Genomic DNA, 24,699 nt, shown 5'->3' on the forward strand with positions numbered 1-24,699 from the left:
CGCCTCAAGCGTAGGGGCTGCGGGCGTCATCGGTTTCTCTCGGTGACGCCCGCAGACGCTGTTACTTGACGGCTGCGGTCGCCGCGGCCTTCTCGGTCGTCCCTGCCCGAGCGACCTCCGCAGCCTTGTCGGCCGCGGTCTTTCGCGGGGCTCGGGGTGCACGCGCCGTTGCCTTGGCAGCGGGACCCGTGCCGGGGCCGGCTACGGTGGCCGCTGCCTTGGCCGATGCGGCGACGGTCACCGGAGCCTTGGCCGGAGCGGCAGAATCCACGACCGGCTTGGGCCGCGAGGCGAACTCCACGAACGTGGCCCGCGGGTTCTGCACCGCGGCCAACGAGACGATGTCGCGACCGAGGAAGAAGTTGTTCATCCAGCCCCAGATGATGCGCAGCTTGCGCTCCCAGCTGGGCATGGCCAGGCCGTGGTAGCCGCGGTGGGCGAACCAGGCCGGCAGACCCGTGATGGCGATCTTGCCGGACTGGAAGACACCGGAACCGATACCGAGGCCGGCGACGGCACCCAAGTTCTTGTGCAGGTATTCCTCGGGAGTCTCGCCGCGCAGCACCGCGACGATGTTCTTCGCGAGGAGCTTGCCCTGGCGCACCGCGTGCTGAGCGTTGGGCACGCAGAAGCCGCCCACTCCCCCGCCACTCAGGTCGGGAACGGCGGTGATGTCGCCGGCGCCCCAGGCGTCCGCGATGATCTCGTCTTCGGTTCCGACGCGCAGGTCGGGGCGCACCTGCAGGCGACCACGATCTTCGATCGGCAGGTCGGTGTGGCGCACGATGGCCGGGTTAGCCATGACTCCGGCTGTCCAGACGATCAGATCGGTCTCGAAGCTCTCACCGGTGGACAGTTCGACCTTGCCGTCGACCGAGCTGGTCAGCTGCGTATTCAGGTGAATTTGCGCGCCGCGTTCGTCGAGGTGCTTGATGACCCAGAGGCTGGTCGGCAGCGAAACTTCGGGCATGATGCGCCCCATCGCCTCGATCAGGTGGAAGTGGGTGTCGTCGAACCCGATCTGCGGGTAGGACTTCAGCAGCGATGACGCGAAGGAACGCAGCTCTGCGAAGACCTCGATGCCGGCGAAGCCCCCGCCGATGACGACGAAGGTGAGCAGGCGGTCGCGCTCGGGGCCGGCCGGAAGTTGGGCAGCCTTGTCGAAGTTGGTGAGCACGCGGTCACGGATGGCGACGGCTTCCTCGATGGTCTTCAGACCGATGGCCTGGTCCGCGACGCCCGGGATCGGGAACGTGCGCGACACGGCGCCGGCCGTCACCGCGACGACGTCATAGACGAATTCGTAGGGCTCGCCACTGGGCGGGGTGATGGTCGCGGTTTTCGAGGCGTGGTCGATGTGGGTGACCTTGGCCGTCACGACGTTGGTCTTCTTGAGGTGACGACGGTGCGCGACTGCGGCGTGGCGACCCTCGATGGATCCGGCTGCGACCTCCGGCAGGAACGGCTGGTAGGTCATATACGGCAGAGGGTCGACCATGGTGACCTCGGCCTCGCCGGCGCGGAGCCATTTCTCCAGCTTCCACGCGGTGTAGAACCCGGCGTAGCCGCCACCGACAATAAGAATTTTGGGCACTATGAAAGTCCTCCTACATAATTTGGCTGCACGAAAACTTACCGTTTTGACCGGATTCGCTTGATGTGCCGAGTGGCCCCGGTGCCGAGCAGCGTTACCAGAGTACCAAACCCGACCAGGACGAGGAGCGGCACTGTGACATACGTCAGCGTGAGCGGGCTGGGCAACCATGCCGCGACGACGCTGGGGGCAGGCAACGCCGGGTCTTCCTGCGGCGCGACCGGCACCTGCGTGGCGGTCTGCGGCGTGGGCTCGACCTCGGTGTCCGCCCGCCGGTGTACCCGGATCCACTCCTCCAGCAGGGCGGCCGGTTCCGGGCTCGTGGATGCCGGCACGGCCGCAGTGACCGCCGCCGCGGCATCGATCAGACCGTTGCCGTAGATCGGGCTGGGCACGACCCGCCCGTTCGGGTCGGCAGTTTCGATGACCCGGTTCATCACCTCCGCAGCATCGAGGCGGGGATAGGCGGCGCGCACCAGGGCGACCAGGCCCGACACGATGGGCGCGGCCGCGCTGGTGCCGTTCCACTGCACGTAGCCGCCGCCCGGAACGACGCCCACGAGTTGCTCGCTGGGCGCGGCCACCGAGATCGTGATGCCCTGCGAGGACGCGTCGAAGCTGGCGCCCTTGTTGCGGTCGACACCGGCGACCGTGAGCACCCCAGGGATGGTGGCCGGGGCTCCGACCTCGGTGGTGCCGCTGCCTCGGTTCCCGGCGGCGGCGACGACCACGACGTCGTTCTCGAACGCGTAGAGGAAGGCGTCGTCCCAGCTCGGCGGCCAGTCCAAGGTGTTGCGGGTGAGGGACATGTTGATGACGTCGGCGCCGTTGTCGACGGCCCAGCGGATGCCCTCGGCGATCTGGTCGTCGTTGCTGAGGGTGGCGTCGCTGGTGCCGAAGGCCACCGAGACGGCCAGGAGCGACGCCTCGGGAGCCACTCCCAGCACGCCGGACCCCTCACCCGTGCCGCGTCCGGCCAGCAGGGATGCCACCAGAGTTCCGTGCTCGCTGCCTTCTCCGACGGGCGTCTGCCCATTGGCGGAGCCGAGCCCGGAGACATCCGTTCCGCCGACGACCGCACCGGTGAGGTCGGCGACGTCGGCGACACCCGTATCGATGACGGCCACCGTCACGCCCGCGCCACGGGTCGTATTCCAGGCCTGGGTGAATCCGTAGTCGTTGAGCCAGTACTCAAGGTCACGCACCTGCGTGTTCTCCGCGAAGGCCGGCGCGGTCGGTGCAACGAAAGCCCCGCCCAGCGCCATGGTCAGGCCCAGGGCGACGCCCGCGCCGATCCGACGCCAGGCGGAGCGGGTCACTCGTCGGCCGTGGTGTAGTCGAGGCACTCGCAGACGGCGGGCGTCCAGGCTGCCCGGGCGAGGGCCAGATCTCCGATCGGGTTCACTCCGGGGCCGGCGGCCAGAGAGTGGGCGGCCAGCGCGTGCAGGCATTTCACGCGTTCGGGCATGCCACCGGAGGAGATGCCGACGATTTCCGGAACCGTGCCCAGGATCTCGCGGTCGGCGAGGAAGCCCTCATGCGCACGCCGGTAGCGGGCACGCACCTGCTCGTCATCGGCCAGCAACTGGTTGTACTCGTTCATCACCTGGGTGGCCTCGAGGAACGACAGCGCGGCGGTCGCCGCGGGGTGCGTCAGGTAGTACAGCGTGGGGAAGGGGGTGCCGTCGGCAAGGCGCGGCGCCGTCGCCACCACGGTCGGGGCGCCGCAAACGCAGCGCGCGGCGATGCCCACGACGTCGCGGGCCGGGCGTCCCAGCTGAGCCGAGACGATGGTGATGTCGTCCTCGGTGACCGAAGCGAAGGGAGGCCGGGTCATTTCGCGGCCTCGGGAGCCAGACCGGCCGTCATTACGGAGGCGAACATGGAGGAAAGCCAATCGACGTTGGTGGTTTGGATGGTGGGGGTGGCGACCGGTGCGGCCGCGTCGCCCGCGACGGGCAGGGCCAGATCGTTGATCACGAGGAAGCTCACGTCGCCGGGAAGCACATAGGACAGTCGGTCCCTGGCCTGCGTGGTGACGTAGGTGCGGTCGTTCCAGCGTTCCCGCTCACTCTTCAACTCTTCCACGGCGCCCTGCTGGGCCTCGACCGCCGCCGTGAGCGATTCGATCTGCTGGCGCTGGTCGGCGTAGGTGCGGATGCCGGGCGCCAGGACGATCACGGCCATGATCAGGAGGCCCATCATCACCAGCGAAAACCCGGACAGGCGCAGGCCGCGCAGCCAGCGAGCGGCCGCGGTCTCGGTCGGGGGCAGCGCGACGGGCTGTTCGTCGGCGCGTTTCCTGGCCACGGCAACTCCCTTCGTGAATCGCTGGTCGCGGTTGTCCCGCACTGGAACCCTAACTGCAATCGGACAAAAAAATGGAGCTCCCGAAGCCGCGGGGATGAACCCGCGCTCCGAGAGCTCCAGTCGAACTACGCCTTGAAGCGCGGGAAGGCAGAGCGGCCCGCGTACACGGCGGCCTCGCCCAGCTCTTCCTCGATGCGGAGCAGCTGGTTGTACTTCGCGACGCGCTCGCTGCGGGCGGGTGCTCCGGTCTTGATCTGGCCAGCATCCGTCGCAACCGCGAGGTCGGCGATGAAGGTGTCCTCGGTCTCACCGGAGCGGTGCGAGATGACGGCGGTGTATCCGGCGCGCTGCGCGAGGGACACCGCGTCAAGCGTCTCGGTCAGGGTGCCGATCTGGTTGACCTTGACCAGGATGGAGTTCGCAGTGCCGAGGGCCAGGCCCTTGGCAAGGCGCACCGGGTTGGTCACGAAGAGGTCGTCGCCGACGATCTGGACCTTGTCTCCGAGCTCGGCGGTGAGGTGAACGTAGCCGTCCCAGTCGTCTTCCTCGAGCGGGTCTTCGATCGAGACGAGCGGGTAGGCCGCAACGAGCTCGACGTAGTACGCGGACAGCTCCAGGGCGGTGAGTTCCTTGCCCTCGAAGTGGTAGACGCCGTCCTTGTAGAACTCGGAGGCGGCGCAGTCGAGCGCCAGACCGATGTCCTTGCCGGGCGTGTAGCCGGCGTTCTGGATGGCTTCGACGATGAGGTCGAGAGCGGCACGGTTGCTCGGCAGGTTGGGGGCGAAGCCACCCTCGTCGCCGAGGCCGGTAGAGAGGCCCTTGGACTTGAGAAGCGCCTTGAGGGCGTGGTAGGTCTCGGTGCCCCAGCGGAGGCCCTCGGCGAAGGACTCGGCTCCGAGTGGGACGACCATGAATTCCTGAATGTCCACGTCGTTGTCGGCGTGGGAGCCTCCGTTGATGATGTTCATCATCGGGACCGGAAGGGTGTGTGCGTTCGGGCCACCGAGGTAGCGGAACAGCGGCAGGCCGGCCGAGGTCGCGGCGGCCTTGGCGACGGCCAGGCTGACGCCGAGGATAGCGTTGGCGCCGACGCGGTGCTTGTTGTCGGTTCCGTCGGTCTCGTTCAGGACGGCGTCGATGATGCGCTGGTCAGCGGCGTCGAGGTCCTCGACTGCCGGGCCGAGCTCGTCGATGACGGCGTCAACGGCCTTGCGGACGCCCTTGCCCAAATAACGTGACTTGTCGCCGTCGTGCAGCTCGTAAGCCTCGAACGCACCGGTGGATGCGCCGGATGGAACGGCGGCACGGCTGACCGAACCGTCATCAAGCAATACCTCGACCTCAACGGTCGGGTTGCCTCTGGAGTCAAGAATCTCGCGCGCTACTACTGCCTCAATGAGAGCCACAGCTATCTCCTGTTTCCTATATTTTTTTAATTGTTGGGGTGTTGGTCTGAAGGAATCGAGGAAAACAGCGCCGTGTTCCAATCCCATAACAGTCTAGCGACTGGCCTCAGCCGCCGAGGGGACGGAAATCGAGTTCGCCCGCGCCGGAGGCATCCGCCCCGACGAACGCGTAGCGCCCGTAACCGGCTCCGGCCGCGCGTTCCAGCAGCGCCTTGACGTTCTTGGTGCGCTGTTCGAGGCGCACCCGGAGGCCCTGTTCGACCAGTGTTCGCTTAAGCGCCACGAGCCGGGCCGGGTCTGTTCCCTTGTCGTACACCAGCACGACGGCGTTCTCAGCGGATGCCGCATCCACGCCCAACAGGTCGACGATGCGCTCGAACCCGATCGAGAACCCGCAGGCCGGAACCTCGGTGCCGAGGAAGCGGCCGATCATGCCGTCGTACCGGCCGCCACCGCCGAGGGAGTAGCCGAGATCGGGGTGTGAGATCTCGAAGATGGTGCCGGTGTAGTAGCCCATCCCGCGCACGAGGGTCGGGTCGAACACGAGCCGCACCTCGGGCATCGCGGCGCGCAGCGCGAGCAGGTCGGCGAAGGCGTCCGTGTTGAGCCAGGCCGGCGGCGTCGGCTCGGCGGCCGTCCAGCCGGCATCGGCGATCTGGGTCAGGGTATCGGCCACGCCGTCGGTGGCGATGCCCAGGCCGGCGAGCTCCGTGACAACCCCGTCGACGCCGATCTTGTCGAGTTTGTCGATCACGATCAGCGCGCGTTCGTTCAGCTCGGGCGCCACGCTCCAATGGGCGAGCAGGGCGGTCAGGATGCGGCGGTCGTTGACGCGGATGGAGCACCCGGTCAGGCCGAGGGCGTCGAGCGCGGCGGCGGTCGCGGTGATCAGCTCAATCTCGGCAAGCAGGCCGGACTCGCCGATGATGTCGATGTCGCACTGCACGAACTGCCGGTAGCGGCCCTTCTGCGGACGCTCCGCCCGCCAGACCGGCGCGATCTGGATGGACCGGAACACCGTCGGCAGTTCCGCCCGGTGAGTCGCGTAGAACCGGGCGAGCGGCACGGTGAGGTCGAACCGCAGGCCCAGGTCGGCCAGCCCGAGCAGGTCGCCGGATTCGGCGGCGGCCGCGGCATCCGTCGGCTTCAACCCACGCTTCAGCACGGCGAAGGCGAGTTTCTCGTTGTCGCCGCCGAGCCCGGAGTGCAGCCGGGCCGCGTCTTCCATCACCGGGGTCTCGATCTCGTCGAAGCCGTGCGCCGCGAAGCTTCGCCGGATCACGGCCAGCGCGTGCTCCCGGGACGCCTTGTCGGCGGGGAGGAAGTCGCGCATGCCGCGGGGAGGGGTCACTGGTGTTGCCATAGCCCCAATTGTGTCAGTTCGGGTCGGCCCGTCGATTTCCGCCGGGACGCCCGACACGGTCTCTCATGCGATGTAGTGCAAGATGTCGAAGTGGTTGTCACCGGCGCCCTGGCGATGGTCAGGAGGGTGGACATCGAGGCCACTTCCTCGACCTGCTCCGTGAGGAACCAGCGCATCACCTGCTTTCCGAGGGTATCGCCGTCGGCCCGGGCGGCGCGAAACAAACCCCGATCTGCGCTGTGACCTGCTTCTCCTGGGCCAGCGCTAGGGCGATGCGAAGCAGACGGCGATGGCAATGAACTGCTGCGAGGCATCGAATTCGTCACCGATCTGAGCGGACAGAAGACCATTGACGGATGTCTGGCTCATGGTTGGACTGTTCCGCCACCGCCCTGTCGGCACCGCCGCGTGGCCTCAGCGCAGGCCTTCGCGCAAGCCTCAGCCGCGCAGGCCTCAGCCGGGCAGGCCGATGATGCCGGCGTCGGCAACGTCGCCGGCATCCGTCGTCTCGGCCTCGCGGATCTCGTCCTGCAGACCGCGGAGGGCCGTGCGCAGGGCACGTTCGGAGTCGAGCCCCTGACTCTTGGCCGCAGACACGATGGCCAGCAGCAGCGGGCCGAGCTGGTCCTCGGTCTCGATTGGAAGCGGGAACGCGGCCTCGGTGCCGAGCAGCCCGATCTTCTGGGCTCGGCCGAGCACCTTGTCGGCGAGCGCGAGCGCCGGCATGCCCTGCGGGATCCCGTCGAGCACGCTCGTGCGGGAGGGCTTCTCTGCGGCCTTGAAATCGTCCCAAGCGAGGGCCACGTCGTCGGCCGTTTCCAGGTTCAGGTCGCCAAAGACATGCGGATGCCGCCCCACCATTTTCGCGGTCATATGCGCGGCGACATCGTGGATGTCGAAGTCTTCGCCCGCGGTGTGCGCCGCGAGGTCGGCGTGGAAGACCACCTGGTAGAGCACGTCGCCGAGCTCCTCGAGCATCTCGTCGCGGCTGCCGGACTCGATCGCCTCGATCAGCTCGTGCGTCTCTTCGGTCAGGTACTGCACCAGAGACTCGTGGGTCTGCTCTGCGTCCCACGGGCATCCGCCCGGTGCACGCAGGAGAGCCACCACGCGCACGAGTTCGTCGAGATTGGAGGCGGATGCCGGGGCGGATGCCGGGACGGTGGGATTCTCTGTAGGGGACACGCGACAACTCTAATCGCCCGGAATTGACGGAGTCTGCGGGGCCTGATCCGTCCCGTGAAGAGCCGCGGCCCCGGTCTATGCATGCGCCATGATTTTCACGGAGGTGCCGCTGCCAGGCATCGGGATGCGGCGGGAGCTCACGGTGGCCGGCGAGCGCCGGGTAGGCGACCCAGTGTTCATCGTGGGTACCCGGAGCCGTTTGCGGGCCGCCGCCGCGATCCTGCACCCGAGCTGAGCCCCCGGGGTACGGCACGACGCTGTGGCTGGTGGAGCTGGCGATCGACGCCCTGGGCCGGGGAGTTACACGGGCATCCGGTCCTGCTGCTCGCGGCGGTTGGCCCGGTGGCCGCGTGATTCGTCGAGCCGGTGGTGCTGCGGCGGCAGCGGCGCACCGCACCGGAGACCTGAGTGGAGTATCCGGCGTCGTACCAATTCGACGGAGATTTTCTCGAAAGAGCGCTCTCTAGGTGTGTTTACGTTCGATTTGGACAGAATCTCCGTCGAATTCGTTCGGGACGGAACCGCTGAAAGACGGTTCGGACCCACGGCCACTCGTCAAGCGATCGCGACGGGCCACGCGACCGCGGACAACCCGGCCGCGGCGGGCTACGCGACCGCGACGACGGGACGCGGGAAGAGAGCGTCGAGCAGGTTGCCGGCCCAGGCGATCAGCGCCGCATCCCCGAGCGGTTCCCCGTTGATGCGCGGCATGGGCACGGTCAGCGCACCGTTCTGGGTGAAGTAGCGCGACCCGGGGTACATGCGCTGCAGGCGCACCTGCATCGAGTCGGCGAGGTTCGCCGGCGACACGCGCAGGTTCGAACCCATCGCGACGACCTCGCCGAGACTGGCCTGCTGGGCCAGCCAGCGCAGCCGGGAGACCAGGATGAGGTTCTGCACCGGCTGGGGCGGCTCGCCGTAGCGATCGGTGAGTTCGTCGAGGACCAGGTCGATCTGGTCCTTCGCGGCCGTCGGCGAGCTTGCGGCGGACAGCTTCTGGTAGGCCTCGAGGCGCAACCGCTCGCTGTCGACGTAGTCTTCGGGGATGTGGGCGTCGACGGGCAGTTCGAGCCGCAGCTCCGTCTGGCCCTCCGCGACGTCGCCGCGGAAGGTGCTCACGGCCTCGCCGATCATGCGCAGGTAAAGGTCGAAGCCGACCCCGGCGATGTGCCCGGCCTGCTCGCCGCCGAGCAGGTTGCCCGCGCCGCGGATTTCGAGGTCCTTCAACGCCACCTGCATGCCGGCGCCCAGTTCGTTGTTCGCGGCGATGGTCGACAGCCGGTCGTGGGCGATCTCAGTCAACGGTTTGTTCTCGTCGTAGAGGAAATAGGCGTAGGCGCGCTCCCGGCCGCGGCCGACCCTCCCCCGCAGCTGATGCAACTGGCTGAGCCCGAACTTGTCGGCGCGGTCGATAATGATTGTGTTCGCGTTGGCGATGTCCAGGCCGGTCTCGATGATCGTCGTCGAGACCAGCACATCGAATTTGCGCTCCCAGAAGTCCACGACGACCTGTTCCAGCTGTGCCTCCGGCAACTGGCCGTGCGCCACGGCGATCCGCGCCTCCGGCACGAGCTCGGCCAGCTTCGCGGCCACCCGGTTGATGCTGGACACCCGGTTGTGCACGACGAAGATCTGGCCCTCCCGCAGCAGCTCCCGCCGGATGGCCGCGGCCACCTGGCGGTCGGAGTACGGTCCGACGAAGGTGAGGATCGGGTGCCGGTCCTCCGGCGGGGTGGCCAGGGTGGACATCTCCCGGATGCCGGTGACCGCCATCTCCAGCGTGCGCGGGATGGGCGTGGCGCTCATCGCGAGGATATCCACGTTGGTCTTGAGCTTCTTCAGCGCATCCTTGTGCTCCACGCCGAAGCGCTGCTCTTCGTCGATGATCACGAGGCCCAGGTCCTTGAACACGATGGAGTCCGACAGCAGCCGGTGGGTGCCGATCACGAGGTCGACGGTGCCGTCGAGCATGCCCGCCATGGTTTCGCGGGATTCCTTCTCGGTCTGGAATCGACTGAGCGCGCGCAGGTGCACCGGGAATCCGGCGAAGCGCTCCTGGAACGTCTCCATGTGCTGGCGCACGAGCAGGGTCGTCGGCACGAGCATGACGACCTGCTTGCCGTCCTGGATCGCCTTGAAGGCGGCGCGCACGGCCACCTCGGTCTTGCCGAACCCGACGTCGCCGGAGAGCAGCCGGTCCATCGGGATGGGCCGTTCCATGTCGGCCTTGACCTCGTCGATGGTGGTGAGCTGGTCGGGCGTCTCCGCGAACGGGAACGCCTCCTCCAACTCGCGCTGCCAGGGGGTGTCCGGCCCGAACGCGTGGCCCTTGCTGGCCATCCGTGCGGAGTAGAGCTTGACGAGTTCGACGGCGATGTCCCGCACGGCACGACGCGCCTTGGTCTTCGCGGCCGACCAGTCGCTGCCGCCCATTTTGCTGAGCGTCGGCGCCTCCCCGCCGACGTAGCGGCTGACCAGGTCGAGCTGGTCGGTGGGCACGTAGAGCTTGTCGCCCGGGTGCCCGCGCTTCGACGGCGCGTATTCGAGCACGAGGTATTCACGCTTGGTCTTGACCGGGTTGCGCCCGCCGCTGGAGACCTCACGCTGGGTGAGCTCGATGAACCGGCCGATGCCGTGGGTCTGGTGCACGACGTGGTCGCCGGCCTTCAGCTGCAGCGGGTCGACGACGTTCTTGCGCCGGCTGGCCAGCTTCTTCACCTGGCGCGCGTCGTAGCCCACGGTACGGCCGTAGAATTCGGACTCGCTGACCAGTGAGAATTTCGTCTCCGGAAGTTCGAAACCGTGGTCGACGGATGCTTTCAGCAGGTAGGCGATACCGGCCTCGGGTCGGCTCGGCCATTCCGTGACGATCCGGGCGGGCAGCTCCCGCTCGGCCAGAACGTCGGCGGCGCGTTCGACCAGCCCGGCACCCTGGGCGACGATGCCGACGGTCCAGCCGGCCTTCAGCCGCTCGGCCAGGTGACCGACGGCGCCCTCGACGCTGCCCTGGAAGCTCGGCACGGCGTCGCCCTCGACCCGCACCGTGAGCAGGTCGTCGAGTTCCCGGTGCTCGGGCAGCACCGGGGCATCCGTCGGCGCCGCCTGGAAGGAGCTCAGGGTCCACCACACGTGCGCGGACGCCGGGGCGCCGGGCGCACTGAACTGCACGGCCTCCCGCAGCCGCCCGAGGGTGAGGAAGTCGCCCGACTCCAGGTCGATCGGCGCCTCGGCGCCCGCGGTCGCGGCGCTCCACGCCGCGCCCAGGAACTCCCGGTTGGTCTCGGCCAGGCTGATCGCCCGGGATGCGACGCGCTCGGGCGAGATGACGGCGACGGCCGCCTCCGCGGGCAGATAGTGGGTGATCGGCACGAGCCGGTCGACGAGAGCAGGTGCGAGGCTCTCCATGCCCTCGACCGGGATGCCCTCGGCGATCTTCGCGAGCAGGCCGGACAGGCTCGGGAACTCGTGCTGCATCTCGCGGGCCCGCTGCCGAACGGCGGGACTGAGCAGCAGCTCGCGGCTCGGCGGCAGGCTCACCGAGTCGACCGGGGCAGGAAAGGAGCGCTGGTCCGCGACCGAGAACGCGCGGATCTGCTCGACCTCGTCCCCGAAGAACTCCACCCGGTAAGGATGCGGGGCGATCGACGGGAAGACGTCGAGGATGCCGCCGCGCACCGCGAACTCGCCGCGCCGCGTGACCATGTCCACCCGGGCATAGGCAACGTTGACGAGCTGACGCGCGATGGCGGAGAGGTCGTGACCACGTTGGCCGGCGACCAGGTCGATCGGCTCGTAGTCGGTGAGGTTGTCGGCCACAGGCTGCAGCGCGGCGCGCACGGAGGCGATGACGATCAGGGGGCGTCGGGCGGGCGGGGCGCTCTCCTCCCACTCGCGCATCCGTCGCAGGGCGAAGAGGCGCTTGCCGACGATTTCGGCGCTGGGGCTGAGCCGCTCATGCGGCAGCGTCTCCCAGGCCGGGAAGTCGATGATCTCGGCGTCGGTGGCGAAGCAGGCAAGGTTCTCGTGCAGCGATTCCGACTCCCGCCCGGTGGCGGTGATCAGCAGCAGGGCCGGGGCCTTGCCCAGCCGGGTGCGCTGCTCGAGCAGGGCGGCGAGCAGCGGGGCGCGAAGCCCCTCGGTGAGAGAGAAATCGACGTTCCGGTTCGCAAAGGCGAGGGCATTGTCGAATGTGGAGGCGCGCGAAAGTGTGGCAATTAAGCCCTGGAGAGTCACCGGAGCATTCTACGCAACCCAGCTGACAGCCAACCCGGGCGATCAGGGGGAATCAGGGGGCGTTGAACTTCTGCTGCGCGGCGGCGACGCCCTCGGCTGCGATGAGTTCGATCGCGTCGGCGGCATCCGTCAACAGGTTGGGCAGAGCCGAACGTTCCGGGGACGTGAAGTCGTGCAGCACGAAGTCCGCGGCCGGCTGCCGGCCAGGCGGGCGCCCAATGCCGACGCGGATGCGGATGAACTCGTTCGTACCCGCTGCGGCGATGATGTCGCGCAGGCCGTTGTGGCCGCCGTGGCCGCCGCCGACCTTGATCTTCATCGTGTCGAACGGGAGGTCAAGGTCGTCGTGGATGACGATCAGGTGCGCGGGCTCCAGCGAGTAGAAGCGAAGCAGCGCGGCCACCGGCCCGCCGGACACGTTCATGAACGTGTTCGGCTTGGCCAGCACCAGCTTCGGCCCCCCGGGGAAACTGCGCCCCTCGGCGACCGACGAATTCGTTTTGTGGTTCCTGAAAGCCGCCGACAGGCGGTCGGCGAGCACGGCAGCCACCATGTGGCCGACATTGTGTCGGTTACCGGCGTAGTCGGGCCCGGGGTTACCGAGCCCGACTACGAGCCAAAGATTGTCGTCCAGGGGAATCCTCCGCTTACGACGAAACCAGAAGGGGATGACTACTCGGCGGGAGCGGCCTCGGCGTCGCCCTCGGCGGCCTCGGCCTGTTCTTCCTCTTCCTCTTCTTCCTCGGCCGGCAGGTGCACGAACACGACGACGGCGTCTTCGTCGGAGATGAGCGTGGCGCCCGTGGGGAGCACGACGTCCTTCGCGCGGATCTGGTCGCCGTCTTCGAGGCCCTCGACGGAGACCGGGAGGTTCTGCGGGATGCTGGTGGCCTCGACCTCGAGCAGGAGGGTCTTGGTGTCCAGGTCGGCGATGGTGCCGGGGGCCGACTCGCCGTTCAGGTGCACGGAAACCTCGACCTGAACCTTCTCACCCTTGCGGATGACGATCAGGTCGAGGTGCTCGATGATCTGGAGGAACGGGTCCTTCTGGACGTCCTTGACCAGGGTCAGGTGGCTCTTGCCATCGATGTCCAGCTCGAGGACGGCGTTCGCGCGGCGCAGCAGCAGGCCGATCTGGTGCGCGGGGAGCGCGACGTGAACCGGGGTGGTGCCGTGGCCGTACATGACGGCGGGGATCTTGCCCAGCACGCGCAGCTTGCGGGCCGCACCCTTGCCGAACTTCACGCGCAGGTCGGCGACAATCTTGTTGGTGGCGTCAGCCATGGTGTTTCTCCTTGCGGACCGCTACGGCCCAGATCTGATTTGCGGACGATGCCCGCAAAGGTGGGTACTGGTTCATTTTCAACTCGAACGCGTGTCAGCGTGAGGAAAGGCCGTGAAGCATTCCGCCGCGTCGATAACGGATGCCGCACCCTCGGTTTCCCGGCGGGCGGCAGCCCTCGCCGAAGTTCAACTCCTGAGTCTAGCGGAGGCGACGGCGCGCGGCGAACGCGCGCAGCGGCATCCGTCACCGGCGCCGCCCGCGTCACTCCACGTCACGGCCATGGGCCGAACGACTAGCCTTGAAGGAGTTCTGAGAACAGATAGCTGAAGGAGCAAACGTGGCCGAAACCGGCGCAGCACAGGCAAACATTGGCGTAGTGGGACTGGCGGTGATGGGCTCGAACCTCGCCCGCAACCTAGCCAGCCGTGCGGGCAACACCGTGGCGGTGTACAACCGCTCCCCGGAGCGCACCCGTCTGCTCACGACCGAGCACCCCGAGGCCGGCTTCGTCGCCTCAGAGACCATCGAGGAGTTCGTGGCGTCGCTGCAGAAGCCGCGTACCGCGATCATCATGGTGCAGGCCGGTGCGGGCACGGATGCCGTGATCAGCCGACTGACCGCCCTGTTCGAGCCCGGCGACATCATCGTGGACGGTGGCAACGCCGACTTCCAGGACACCATCCGCCGCGAGAAGGAGGTGCGCGCCAAGGGAGTGAACTTCGTCGGCGCCGGCATCTCCGGCGGCGAAGAGGGTGCCCTCAAGGGCCCCAGCATCATGCCCGGCGGCTCGGTGGAGGCCTATAAGACCCTCGGCCCGATCCTCGAATCGATCGCGGCCGTCGTCGACGGCGTCCCCTGCGTCACTCACATCGGCACGGATGGCGCCGGTCACTTCGTCAAGATGATCCACAACGGCATCGAATACGCCGACATGCAGCTCATCGCGGAGGCCTACGACCTGCTCCGCAAGGTGACTGGGCACTCCCCCGCCGCCATCGCCGACGTGTTCACCGAGTGGAACGAGGGTGACCTCGAGAGCTACCTGATCGAGATCACCGCCGAGGTGCTGCGCCAGGTCGACGCCAAGACCGGCCTGCCGTTCATCGATGTCGTGCTCGACGAGGCCGGCTCGAAGGGCACCGGCGTGTGGACCGTGCAGAACGCGCTCGACCTGGGCGTGCCCGTCGGCGGCATCGCCGAGGCCGTCTTCGCCCGCGCCGTGTCCAGCCACCCGGAGCAGCGCGTCCCCGTGCGCGCCGCCATCACCGCGCGCCCGGAAATCGCCGTCGTCGGCCACACCTTCCAAGACGACGTGCGCCAGGCGCTCTACGCGTCGAAAGTCGTTGCCTATGCCCAGGGCTTTGACGCGATCATCGCCGGTGCGAAGAAGTACGGCTGGACCGTGGACAAGGGCGCCATCGCCACGATCTGGCGCGGCGGCTGCATCATCCGGGCCCAGTTCTTGAACCGCATCGTCGACGCCTACGCCAACGACCCGTCGATCGCCTCCCTGCTCGCCGACCCGTACTTCGCTCAGGCCGTCGCCGACGGCGAGTCGGCGTGGCGCCGCGTGGTCTCGACGGCGGCACTGTCGGGCATCCCGGTTCCCGGCTTCGCGTCGGCGCTCAGCTACTTCGACTCGCTCGCGAGTGAACGGCTCCCCGCCGCACTCGTGCAGGGCCAGCGCGACTTCTTCGGCGCGCACACCTATAAGCGCGTCGACATGCCCGGAACCTTCCACACCCTGTGGTCGGGGGACCGCAGCGAAATCAATACCGAGGGCTCCTCGCTCTAGAGCCGTTCCTCCGGTGGCGCAACTGTTGCCGGAGCGGACGAGTGTTGCCCGCACACCGGCAACAGTTGTCCGCTCCGGCAACAGTTTTATGCGCTGGCAACACCTGTGTGTCAGCCGGCAGATTATCGGAGGACCGGGAGCCCTGCGGTTGTGAGGATGCGCAAGAGCGACCCGCGCTGGCGCACATCGGAGGGACCCCAGCGGGCCATGCGATTGCCCTCCGAGCGGAGGTCATCCTCGCGCACCTTCTCCCGGGTGACCGCTTCCCCGGGCGTGAGTCCCCGGAGATACTCCGCCTTCAGGTATTTGCCCTGCCCGTCGAACTCCCCGATCAGACGATAGGCCGGCCACTCGAAGTCGGTGAAGTAGAAGCCGCCGCGAGGGTTGCGATGGCACGTCTGCAGCAGGGGATCGGGGAAGCCCAGCTCGAAGATCGCCACGCGACTGAGCGATTCACCCGGGTTGTCCGCATTGGGCCGTCCGAAGCGGATGGCCCGTTCCGCCTTCACCCACCCCCGGGGCGACACCGACTCCTGGAGTTTCTCGCGCAGCACCTCGTCCGTCAGGAAGACCTCCGGGGATGCACTTCGCTGATTGAGGGCATGATCGATCGCGACGACGGCTGTGGCGAAACTCCTGGTGCGCGCCAGGTCGAGCAGGGTGCGCGCGGGACTGGTCACGAGCATCCCGTCGATGTCGACGATGTCACCGTCGGGAACGTCGATGCGGTGGACCGTCACGCCATTCTTGCTCCGCGCCCGGGACTGCGGAGGTGCGAGCACGTGCACCGTGCTCGGCCAGGCCTCGGCCAGGGGAATCCCCCACACGGCCGCCGCCGATTGATGGCTGATCAGAGGGTCGCGCGTTCGCGTGGCGACGACCGCGCGGATCTCGGCGAGGTGCCTCTGTCGCGGTGGGAGCGGCCCCCAGTGTTCCGTCGTGGTGAAGACACCGCGGCGTAGCCGTAGCGCACTCCTCCCGAACTGCGCCTCGCGCCGAAACTGCCGGTCGCCTGACTCCGTGGCGGCGGCCCCGCCCGAGAGGTACAGCCCGGTGTGCTCGTCGATTCGCGCGTCAGCCATCTGCCGAGGTTCGCGGTGTGAAGCGGGTACGGTGCCGCTCCCCCCGTGTTCCGTGGGGCCCGCGCGGCCCGGGGAGCCTGGGGAGGGGTGGCCGCGTCGCTCCCGGCGGAACAAACGTTGCCGCAGCGGACGACTGTTGCCCGCACACCGGCAACAGTCGTCCGCTGGGGCAACAGTTGGGGAGGTTCAGCACGAAGCAGCCTTGTTTGCGATACTGGGAGCCTGATGACGAGCGACGACCACCCCGAACTCTCCGGTTACGAGCCGCTGGATGCCGGCCGGCCACTGCGCAGTCCGCGCACCCTCCTGATCATGCGCATCGTCGTCGTGCTCGGACTCGTGGCGCTGATCGTGCCCGGCATCCTGACGAGCGTGCAGGTGGCGACGACCACGGCCGCCAATGCGTGCAGCGTGGCCACGGCTCGGTACTATCCGGGCGCCGTCGACTTCGACGCCCGCTTCGAGCTGAACGGTCCGGGCGGCTTCGGCTGGCAGTGCTACGCGATCGATCTGAACGAGCGCGAGACGTATGTCGTGCCGCTCGGCATCATTCCCTCGGCGCCCCGGGCGCCCAGCACCGAGATGCCGGTGTAGACCCGGTCCCGATCAGGACTGAGCCCCGACAGGCTGATGGCCGGTCACCGACATCCGTCGACGACCGGCCGGGGTTCGCTGTGCGAAGGGCCCGCGGCTATGCGGCGCCGTCGAACATCGAGGTGACGGAACCCTCGTCGAAGACCTCGTGGATGGCCCGCGCCAGAAGCGGCGCGATCGGCAGTACGGTGAGTGTGGGGAAGCGCTTCTCCTCGGGGATCGGCAGGGTGTCGGTGACGACGACCTCGGAGATCGCGGGATTCTGCAGCAGCTCCAGCGCCGGGTGGCTGAACACGGCGTGGGTGGCGGCGACGACGACGCCGATCGCGCCGGCGGCGCGCAGGGCCTCGGCGGCGAGAACGATTGTGCGGCCGGTGTCGATCATGTCGTCGACGATCAGGCAGACGCGACCCTCGACCTGGCCGACGATCTCGTGCACGGAGACCCGGTTGGAGACCTTCGGGTCGCGACGCTTATGGATGATGGCCAGCGGGGCGCCGAGCTTGTCGCTCCAGATGTCGGCGACGCGCACGCGGCCCATGTCGGGCGAGACGACCGTCAGGGTGGCCGGGTCGAGCTTCTCCTTGAAGTGCTCGAGCAGCACGGGCATGGCGAAGAGGTGGTCGACGGGGCCGTCGAAGAAGCCCTGGATCTGGGCGGCGTGCAGGTCGACGGCCATGATCCGGTCGGCTCCGGCGACCTTGAACAGGTCGGCGATCAGCCGGGCCGAGATCGGCTCGCGGCCGCGGCCCTTCTTGTCCTGGCGGGCGTAAGGGTAGAACGGCGCCACGACCGTGATGCGCTTTGCGGAGGCCCGCTTGAGCGCGTCGACCATGATCAGCTGTTCCATCAGCCACTCGTTGATCGGGTCGGTGTGCGACTGGATCACGAAGGTGTCCGAGCCGCGCACGCTCTCATCGAATCGCGCGTAGATCTCGCCGTTCGCGAAGGTGCGTGCGTCGGTGTGAACGAGTTCGGTACCAAGTTCCGTGGCGATGTCCAGTGCCAGTTGCGGGTGTGCTCGCCCCGAAACCAATACAAGTCGCTTTTCGCCGCTGGTCTTGATTCCAGACACCTAGTCTCCACTCTTTGCCGCAGCCGCCGCCGCGTCGGTTCCTGGGCGGTTGGTCTGTACCCAGCCGTCCATATTGCGTTGTGGGGCCACGGTGAGGCCCAAGGCCCCGGCCGGCACGTCCTTACGGACGATTGTTCCGGCACCCGTGTACGCCCCGTCCCCAATCCTAATCGGCGCGACGAACACGTTGTGCGACCCGGTGCGCACGTGGGACCCGATCTCACTGTGGTTCTTGGTCACACCGTCGTAGTTAGCGAAGATCGTGCCGGCCCCGATGTTCGATCCCACTCCCACGGTCGCGTCGCCGACGTAGCTGAGGTGCGGCACTTTGCTACCCACGCCGATGGTCGCGTTCTTGGTCTCGACAAAGGTACCGATCTTGCCGTCAGCGCCCAGATTCGTGCCCGGGCGCAGATAGGCGAACGGACCGACGGATGCGCCGGCGCCGATGACCGCGAGCGTCGCATCCGTGCGCTTCACCACCGCGTTCTCGCCGATTTCACAATCGAGAAGGGTGGTGTCCGGGCCGATCACGGCACCGGTCTCGATCACGGTCGAACCGAGGATCTGCGTGCCCGGCCGGATGATGACATCCGGAGCCAGCTTCGCCTTGAGGTCGATCCAGGTGGTGGCAGGATCCTGCACGGTCACGCCGGCCAGCTGCCAGCCGTAGACGATGAGGCCGTTCAGCTGGCGCGCGGTCTCGCTGAGCTGGGACCGGTCGTTGATGCCGGCCACCAGCCAGGCGTCGGCGACCGGCACGGCCCGCACTTCGGCCCCGGCCTGTCGCAGCAGCCCGACCACGTCGGTGAGGTACTTCTCTCCCTGCGCGTTCTCGGTGGTGACGTTGGCCAGCTGCTCGCGCAACTCGGCTACGCGGAAGACGTAGACCCCGGCGTTCGTCTCGGAGATGGCACGTTCCTCGGCCGTCGCATCCTTCTGCTCGACAATGCGGTCGAAGGCGCCCTCTTCGGAGCGCACGATGCGGCCATAGCCGGTGGCGTCTTCCGGAAAGGAGGAGAGCACGGTGGCCGAGACGTCCCGGTCGCGGTGCGCAGCGACGAAACTGGCCAGCGTGGCCGCGTTGAGCAGCGGCACGTCGCCGCTGACCACGAGCACGTCGCCCTCGAAGTCATCGGGGAGAGCGGTGATGGCCTGCTCCACGGCCCGTCCGGTGCCGGGCAGCTCGTCCTGGTCGACGATCAGGCTCTCGGGCAGGTCCTTGCCGACGAGGGCGGCCAGCTGGTCGCGCTCGTGGCGCACCACGGTGACGACGTGTGCCGCTTCGAGGGCGCGGGATGTCGCCAGCACATGGCTGAGAATGGGCAGACCGGCCAGCTCGTGCAGCAGTTTCGGAGTGCTTGATTTCATGCGGGTGCCCTGGCCGGCGGCCAGCACGACGATTGCGAGTCGGGAATCAGTCACGGGGTTTCCTCTAGCTTCGGTGGAGCCGCCCGGGGAAGACCGGATGGTGACGCCATGCAGTGCTCCGCCGCCAGGACTCGAACCTAGACCTAACAGCTCCAAAGGCTGTCGTGCTGCCATTACACCACGGCGGAATTCGTCGACCGAGGGCCGACCAACGGTGACAAGTCTGCCAGATATCGCGCCGATAGCGCGCCCCGGCGCTCCTGGGACGCGCTCCTGCGCCGGTTGGCGTGCCCGAGCGGGATAATAGACGGATGCCCGCACATGACGAAGTCGACCGGATCGTTGACGCCTGGCTGCGCGAACGGCCCGACCTCGACTTCGCACCGCTTCAGGTGCTGTCGCGCGTGGCCCGTCTGTCCAAGCACCTGGACCGCGCCCGCCGCACCGCGTTCTCCCGCTCAGAGTTGGACTCCTGGGAGTTCGACGTGCTCTCGGCGCTGCGCCGCGCGGGGGCACCCTACGAGCTGAGCCCGAAGGCCCTGCTGCAGCAGACGCTGGTCTCCAGCGGCACAATGACCAACCGGATCGACCGGCTCGTCGAGCGCGGGCTGGTCACCCGGCGCACGGACCCCAATGACGGACGCGGCATTTTCGTGGGGATGAACCCGGCCGGGCTCACCCGGGTGGATGCCGCCATCACCCGGCTGGTCGACGCCGAGGCCGAATTGCTCGCCATGCTGTCGCCGAGCGAGCAGGCCGGTCTCGCGACCCTGCTGCGCAAGCTCAGCCTCGGCTTCGACTGAGTTATTTCGCGATCGAGGCCTTCGGAAAGTCCCGCCAGGTGCGGAAGAAACGCGCCTCCACGGCGGCGGCCCCGTTCTGTTCCACGGCGTGCAGCCGACCGTAGCTGAAGGCGTTCTCACCCTGCAGGTACGCGGCCATGCCGAGCCGGAGCAGCTCCTCCCGGGCGACGACGCTGTCCTGATGGTCGCCGAGGGTGTCCTGCACCTGCCGGGCCGCGGCCACGAGCCGCACCGCTCGGCTGCGCCGCAGCGGCGTGGCCGTCTCGGCCGCGTAGCGCAGCTGCTTGGCCCGTTTGCGCGCCTCGTGCAGCGCCTCGTCGCGCACAGCGCCCGACGGGGTGCCTTGCGCCAGGAAAACGGATGCGCGCAGCCGCTTCCAGTCCGCGCGGATCAGTTCGGGGATGACGATGCTCGCGGGCTTGTCCGCCGGAGGGAGCAGCGGCGGGGTGGCCAGCACGGCGTCGAGTGTGTCGAGCAGCCGGAAGTACCGCTCGGAGTCGAGGGCGGCGAGGGTCTGGCTGCAGGCGCCCCGGATGACCGCGGCGAAGTGTTCGTCGATGCGCTCCGTCAGCGGACCCACGACGAGTCCGGCCGGTCCCTGCCCGAGCCGGTGGGCGAGGCGCTGCCGGATCACCTCCGCGTCCCGGGGGGCGCCGAGCGAGGCGGCCAGCCAGCGCAGCTCGTTGCGGAGGGGCCCGGTGACCGCGGTGTCCAGACAGTCCCGGTAAGTGGACAGGGCCGAGCGCAGGCGGCGGGTGGCCACGCGCATCCGGTGCACGCCGTCCGCGTCGTTCTCTCGGACCCGGGCATCCTGGGTGCCGATCGCCCGCACCTGTTCGTGCACGTACTTCAGCAGCACGGTGCCGGCGGAGCTCTTGCGGGTCGGCCGAGGTACTGGGACCGTGACGAAGGGCGGCAGAGCGTCGCCGAGGGCGCGGGCAAGTTTGGACGGGGTCCCGGATGGCTCCACGCCGACCGACGCGAGCCGCGCCTGGGCGGCGTCGAGCAGGTCGCGGGAGCCGTGCACGAGCTCGACCTCCCATTCCCGCCAGGTCTGGCTGAGCGGCTCCGGCGCGAGCCGGTCGGCCTGCACCTCGTCGTCGCACACCTCGGCGAGCACCTGGTCGTCCTCGCCGACGAGTTCGTGCACCGTGCGTCGGGTGCGCAGCCGCACCACGGGCACCAGTGTGCGGCCGCGGAGCACCGCGCGCACGAGGTTGAGGATGGCCTCCGGGATGTGCTCCGGGTGCTCGCCCAGCGGCTCCCGAATCTCGCGACGCTCGTCAACGGCGACCGGGAGCTTGAGGTGCCAGCCGGCGTCGTCTCCCCCGGTGCGGCGGCGCAGGGTCAGCCGCCGGCTGGCGAGGACCATGTCGATGCTGTCGTAGTAGAGGGCATCGAGGTGGTGCTCGACGGGCGGCTCCACGTGGGTGACGCCCGGCAGGTCGTGCAGGGGCGGCAGCGTTGTCGCCGGGTTGACGTCGAAAGTGCGTTCGATCTCGGCATAGCCAGCGGAAGTCATGCTTCAGTGTAATTCGGCCAGGCGGCCCGGAGGGGAAAAGCGGACCCCCAGTTTCCGGCCGGTTCTCAGATCCCAGGCCGCCGATCGTTACCCGAACCGGCCGTTGACGTAGTCCGCGGTGCGCGGGTCGATCGGGTTGCCGAACATGGCGTCGGTGGGTCCGTGTTCCACGATCCCGCCGGGCGTGCCCTGAGCGGAGAGGAAGAAGGCGCAGTTCTGCGAGACGCGCTGCGCCTGCTGCATGTTGTGGGTCACGATCACGATGGTCACCTCCCGGGCGAGTTCGAGCATGGTCTCCTCGATCACCCGCGTCGACGTGGGGTCGAGGGCCGAGCACGGTTCGTCCATGAGCAGGATGCGCGGAGTCACCGCCAGGGATCGGGCGATACACAGGCGTTGCTGCTGGCCGCCGGACAGCCCGCCGCCCGGCGCCCGAAGACGGTCCCGCACTTCCTTCCACAGGCCGGCCTTGGTCAGGCAGCTCTCCACGAGGTAGTCCTTCTCGTCGTTCGAGGCATCCTGGCCGGTGAGGGTGAGGCCTGCGATGACGTTGTCGTAGATCGACATCGCCGGGAAGGGGTTGGGCTTCTGGAAGACCATCCCGATGTGTTTGCGGGCGTCGACGAGCTTGCGTTCCGGGTCATAGATGTCTACGCCGTCGAGGAGCACCTCTCCGGCCAGGCTCGCGGAGGGAACGAGCTCGTGCATCCGGTTCAGGATGCGCAGGAACGTCGACTTGCCGCAGCCCGACGGCCCGATCAGCGAGGTGATGACGCCCGCGGGCATCACGAGGTTGACCCGGTCGAGAACCTGACGCTCGCCGAACCAGGCGGAAACGTTGCGGCCTTCGAGGGTGGCCAGTGGGGCGAGGTCCCCCACAGCCGCGTGGCCCGGGGCTTCCGGGGACAGGTCCTGGCCGGCCGGGCGTTTGCGCCACGGCACGGACAGGCGACTCGTCAGGGTCGGCGCGGCGGATCGAGCCGGCGGGCGCAGCCTGCTGTCTCGCTGACGTGGCGCCTTCGGTAGCGGCAGCACCTGCGTCGCGTCAGCGTTGATCATTTCGTCGTTCATGGACTCCATCGTTTCTACAGAAGGTTCGGAAGCAGGCGCACCACCTGGTCGGCCACGAACAGGCCGCCCACGGTGACGACGGGGAGGAAAACCGTCCAGGTTTTGCGGAGGCCGACGCGTCGATAGGCCCATACGGCGGCAACTTCGACCAGCAGCAGGAACTGCAAGGCGAACACAAGCGCCCACACCGTTCTGGTGTCAGTGGCGAGCTCCCGGTCGACGGCAGGCAGGGTCACGAATGTGGTCGCTCGGACGCCCGCCGGTTTCGTTTCCGAAACGAGCTCAGCATCTACCCGGGCGATCCCGCTCGGCACAAACGCGGGGCCGCGAGCCGTCTCGAGGACGAGGCGGCTCTTCCCCGCGCCGAGGGGAGCCGGCATGGGGTCGCCCGCGTACCGCACGCCGAGAACGGAGAATTCCTGACGGCCCTGCCCGGTGATGACGGTGAACTGCTGCCCCGGTCGTAACTCCTGCAGTCGGGCGAAAGGGCCGCCGTAGGCAGCGGCGCGGCCCATGATGACGCTGTAGCCGGCCTGGCCCGGCAACACGGTATCGCGGCGGTGGCCCGGTCCGGCACGCAGGGTACCGGAGTCGGTTCCTTCGACGACCACCTCGTGCACCCCGATCGAGGGAATGTCGATCAGCGCCACTGGGGCTCCGGCCTCGAGCAGAACCTGGTCCACGGTGCCCTCGCTGACCGGGGCCGTGCCCTGAGCGAGCTCTGCTCGCAGCGAGTTCGTCAGCTGCTGCTGCGAGACGAAGTGCTGCACTTGGCCGAAAATCGTGAGGTTGGCGAGAAAGCCGAAGATGAGCACGGCAACGATCGTGAGCGTGGTGCGGATGGCCTGATCGCGCGCGCTCAGCACCACGGGTGCGCGCGGGGGCACGGGCATGCGCCGCGGCGGCGTTGGCAGCTTCGGTCGCCGGAGCGTTGTGGCGATCGTCACGATGTGACCGGCCCGTAGCCGGGTGCGAGGTCGGGCAGTGGGCGTTGTAACCGGCGGAGCCGAAGCAACTGGCGCACCGCCAGGACGAGCGCTGCCAGGAGCACGAGCATCGCCGTGAGGAACCACGGCAGGATGAGCGTGAACGAGTCGCGGGTCAGCGACCAGAGGGCCGTGCCGGCGATGTCCACGGGCGGAGTCATCGTCACGTGGCCTCGGAAGAAGGTCCACTGGCCGACATCTTCGAAGGTTGCCCTCATGGTGCGTGTCTCCCCCGGTGCGAGGTTGGCAACCTCGACCGTGTCGAGCGTCTGGACGGGCAGGTTGATCGCATTGTCGAGCCAGAACCGAAGGCTCGAGGTGATCGGGGCGGTGCTGACGTTCTTCATCGTGAACTCCAGGGTCAGGTCCCCACCCTCCGGCCCGATCTGCGGAGCGGGTAGCACGGTGAGCCCGCTGACATAGAAGAAATCGTGGATGTTCGTCGGGTCCCCGCTCATACCGCTGGGCCCATTCGTGGCAGCCTCGGCGCTCGCGGGAGTCGCGGTGAGCCCGGCAAGCCCGCAAATCAAGGACATTGCGATGAGGGTCACGGCCGTCAGGCGGGGCGCGGCAGTGGTTGTGAGCACGATTAAGTTAGTCCATTCGAGGTTTCGGCATGCTGGACGCAAAGCAAACGACGGGGAAACGCGATCTCGCGCGCGAGCGCCAATGCATCGACTCAACAGACGCATAGACGCCGACGACCGCCCGAAGGCCACGGGACAACTTGTCCCGTGGCCTTCGGACGTACGGTGTGCTGTCTACTTGTCAGCGCGGCGGAAGCGACGCGCGATAATCACGCCGGCCCCGGCCGCGAGGGCGAGCATGCCCGAAGCCAGCAGCGGAAGGGTGTTGGCTGTTCCGGTCGACGCGAGCTCCTTGTCGGCCTTCGTCGCTGCGGCAACGCGCTCTGACGAGCCAGACGCCGGGTTGCCCGACGAGCCGGAGTTGAGGCCCGGCGTCACAGCAGGAACCGGAGTCGGCGTCGCGGTCGGCGTCGGCGTCACAGTCGGCGTCGGCGTCG

Annotated in this window: 22 protein-coding genes and 1 tRNA gene; 4 read left to right on the top strand and 19 right to left on the bottom strand. The window is 68.1% G+C overall.

The features are described from left to right. Positions 1–61: 61 nt before the first annotated feature. The 7 genes from CXY81_RS15810 to CXY81_RS15845 all read right to left on the bottom strand — a co-directional run bounded on the left by CXY81_RS15810 (position 62) and on the right by CXY81_RS15845 (position 7,858). Entirely contained in the window at positions 62–1,594 is a 1,533-nt protein-coding gene (locus CXY81_RS15810; RefSeq protein ID WP_104195385.1) for an NAD(P)/FAD-dependent oxidoreductase, read from the bottom strand. A gap of 38 nt (positions 1,595–1,632) precedes the next feature. Further along, positions 1,633–2,913 carry a S8 family serine peptidase gene (locus CXY81_RS15815; RefSeq protein WP_369827965.1) on the bottom strand — a complete coding sequence of 427 codons (1,281 nt, stop codon included), beginning with the start codon at positions 2,911–2,913 and terminating at the stop codon, positions 1,633–1,635. Then, entirely contained in the window at positions 2,910–3,431 is a 522-nt protein-coding gene (locus CXY81_RS15820; protein ID WP_104195386.1) for a DUF501 domain-containing protein, read from the bottom strand. The genes CXY81_RS15815 and CXY81_RS15820 overlap by 4 nt, the downstream gene beginning before the upstream one ends. Beyond that, complete coding sequence (locus CXY81_RS15825; RefSeq protein WP_134544757.1) at positions 3,428–3,904, bottom strand: septum formation initiator family protein; 477 nt, start codon at positions 3,902–3,904, stop codon at positions 3,428–3,430. The genes CXY81_RS15820 and CXY81_RS15825 overlap by 4 nt, the downstream gene beginning before the upstream one ends. Before the next feature lie 125 nt (positions 3,905–4,029). After that, positions 4,030–5,310 carry a phosphopyruvate hydratase gene (eno, locus tag CXY81_RS15830; RefSeq protein WP_104170826.1) on the bottom strand — a complete coding sequence of 427 codons (1,281 nt, stop codon included), beginning with the start codon at positions 5,308–5,310 and terminating at the stop codon, positions 4,030–4,032. Positions 5,311–5,416: 106 nt separating this feature from the next. Further along, positions 5,417–6,673: a histidine--tRNA ligase gene (hisS, locus tag CXY81_RS15835; protein ID WP_104195388.1), complete on the bottom strand. Its 1,257-nt coding sequence runs from the start codon at positions 6,671–6,673 to the stop codon at positions 5,417–5,419. A gap of 453 nt (positions 6,674–7,126) precedes the next feature. Then, positions 7,127–7,858 carry a MazG family protein gene (locus tag CXY81_RS15845; RefSeq protein WP_104195389.1) on the bottom strand — a complete coding sequence of 244 codons (732 nt, stop codon included), beginning with the start codon at positions 7,856–7,858 and terminating at the stop codon, positions 7,127–7,129. 88 nt (positions 7,859–7,946) lie between these two features. Between CXY81_RS15845 and CXY81_RS16520 the strand changes: the two genes are divergently transcribed. After that, complete coding sequence (locus CXY81_RS16520) at positions 7,947–8,093, top strand: hypothetical protein (RefSeq protein WP_158252089.1); 147 nt, start codon at positions 7,947–7,949, stop codon at positions 8,091–8,093. A gap of 371 nt (positions 8,094–8,464) precedes the next feature. On the opposite strand, the gene mfd is transcribed toward CXY81_RS16520, so the two are convergent. Genes mfd through CXY81_RS15860 form a run of 3 tightly spaced genes read right to left on the bottom strand, consistent with a single transcriptional unit; the run spans position 8,465 to position 13,375 of the window. Beyond that, complete coding sequence (gene mfd, locus CXY81_RS15850; RefSeq protein WP_104195390.1) at positions 8,465–12,091, bottom strand: transcription-repair coupling factor; 3,627 nt, start codon at positions 12,089–12,091, stop codon at positions 8,465–8,467. A gap of 52 nt (positions 12,092–12,143) precedes the next feature. Beyond that, the gene (pth, locus tag CXY81_RS15855; RefSeq protein WP_104195391.1) at positions 12,144–12,725 is read right to left on the bottom strand and encodes an aminoacyl-tRNA hydrolase; all 582 of its coding nucleotides are present in this window, start codon (positions 12,723–12,725) and stop codon (positions 12,144–12,146) included. 38 nt (positions 12,726–12,763) lie between these two features. After that, complete coding sequence (locus tag CXY81_RS15860; protein ID WP_104170822.1) at positions 12,764–13,375, bottom strand: 50S ribosomal protein L25/general stress protein Ctc; 612 nt, start codon at positions 13,373–13,375, stop codon at positions 12,764–12,766. A 392-nt stretch (positions 13,376–13,767) separates the two neighbouring features. On the opposite strand from CXY81_RS15860, the gene gndA reads away from it, so the two are divergent. Continuing rightward, positions 13,768–15,171, top strand: coding sequence for an NADP-dependent phosphogluconate dehydrogenase (gene gndA, locus CXY81_RS15865; protein WP_233194227.1), 1,404 nt, complete (start codon positions 13,768–13,770; stop codon positions 15,169–15,171). Between the two features lie 122 nt (positions 15,172–15,293). Here the strand turns inward: gndA and CXY81_RS15870 are convergent, their stop codons facing one another. Next, complete coding sequence (locus CXY81_RS15870) at positions 15,294–16,253, bottom strand: hypothetical protein (RefSeq protein WP_104195393.1); 960 nt, start codon at positions 16,251–16,253, stop codon at positions 15,294–15,296. A gap of 225 nt (positions 16,254–16,478) precedes the next feature. Here CXY81_RS15870 and CXY81_RS15875 point away from each other — a divergent pair, with 225 nt between their 5' ends. Beyond that, positions 16,479–16,847 (top strand): hypothetical protein, encoded by a 369-nt coding sequence (locus tag CXY81_RS15875; RefSeq protein ID WP_104195394.1) that lies wholly within the window; start codon positions 16,479–16,481, stop codon positions 16,845–16,847. A gap of 97 nt (positions 16,848–16,944) precedes the next feature. Here the strand turns inward: CXY81_RS15875 and CXY81_RS15880 are convergent, their stop codons facing one another. The 3 genes from CXY81_RS15880 to CXY81_RS15890 form a co-directional block, all read right to left on the bottom strand. Next, complete coding sequence (locus CXY81_RS15880; RefSeq protein WP_104170817.1) at positions 16,945–17,922, bottom strand: ribose-phosphate diphosphokinase; 978 nt, start codon at positions 17,920–17,922, stop codon at positions 16,945–16,947. Beyond that, positions 17,923–19,347, bottom strand: a complete 1,425-nt coding sequence (gene glmU / locus CXY81_RS15885; protein WP_104100823.1) for a bifunctional UDP-N-acetylglucosamine diphosphorylase/glucosamine-1-phosphate N-acetyltransferase GlmU — start codon at positions 19,345–19,347, stop codon at positions 17,923–17,925. A 62-nt stretch (positions 19,348–19,409) separates the two neighbouring features. After that, positions 19,410–19,481 (bottom strand) — tRNA-Gln (locus CXY81_RS15890). A 123-nt stretch (positions 19,482–19,604) separates the two neighbouring features. On the opposite strand from CXY81_RS15890, the gene CXY81_RS15895 reads away from it, so the two are divergent. Beyond that, positions 19,605–20,096 (top strand): MarR family winged helix-turn-helix transcriptional regulator, encoded by a 492-nt coding sequence (locus CXY81_RS15895; protein ID WP_104100822.1) that lies wholly within the window; start codon positions 19,605–19,607, stop codon positions 20,094–20,096. 1 nt (position 20,097) lies between these two features. Here CXY81_RS15895 and CXY81_RS15900 read toward each other — a convergent pair whose 3' ends face one another. The 5 genes from CXY81_RS15900 to CXY81_RS17310 all read right to left on the bottom strand — a co-directional run. After that, on the bottom strand, positions 20,098–21,618 hold the full coding sequence (locus CXY81_RS15900; RefSeq protein WP_104170815.1) for a CYTH and CHAD domain-containing protein: 1,521 nt from the start codon (positions 21,616–21,618) through the stop codon (positions 20,098–20,100). Positions 21,619–21,705: 87 nt separating this feature from the next. Continuing rightward, a complete protein-coding gene (locus tag CXY81_RS15905; protein WP_199183078.1) occupies positions 21,706–22,479 on the bottom strand; it encodes a phosphate ABC transporter ATP-binding protein in 774 nt (257 codons plus the stop codon). A gap of 224 nt (positions 22,480–22,703) precedes the next feature. Next, on the bottom strand, positions 22,704–23,576 hold the full coding sequence (locus CXY81_RS15910; protein WP_233194214.1) for a sortase: 873 nt from the start codon (positions 23,574–23,576) through the stop codon (positions 22,704–22,706). 56 nt (positions 23,577–23,632) lie between these two features. Next, positions 23,633–24,262, bottom strand: coding sequence for a hypothetical protein (locus tag CXY81_RS15915; protein WP_146067721.1), 630 nt, complete (start codon positions 24,260–24,262; stop codon positions 23,633–23,635). A 174-nt stretch (positions 24,263–24,436) separates the two neighbouring features. After that, positions 24,437–24,699 (bottom strand): LPXTG cell wall anchor domain-containing protein (locus tag CXY81_RS17310; RefSeq protein ID WP_146067722.1); only part of this gene is annotated, 263 nt, incomplete at its 5' end.

The organism is Cryobacterium sp. M25, assembly GCF_002929635.1.
Lineage (GTDB): Bacteria > Actinomycetota > Actinomycetes > Actinomycetales > Microbacteriaceae > Cryobacterium > Cryobacterium sandaracinum.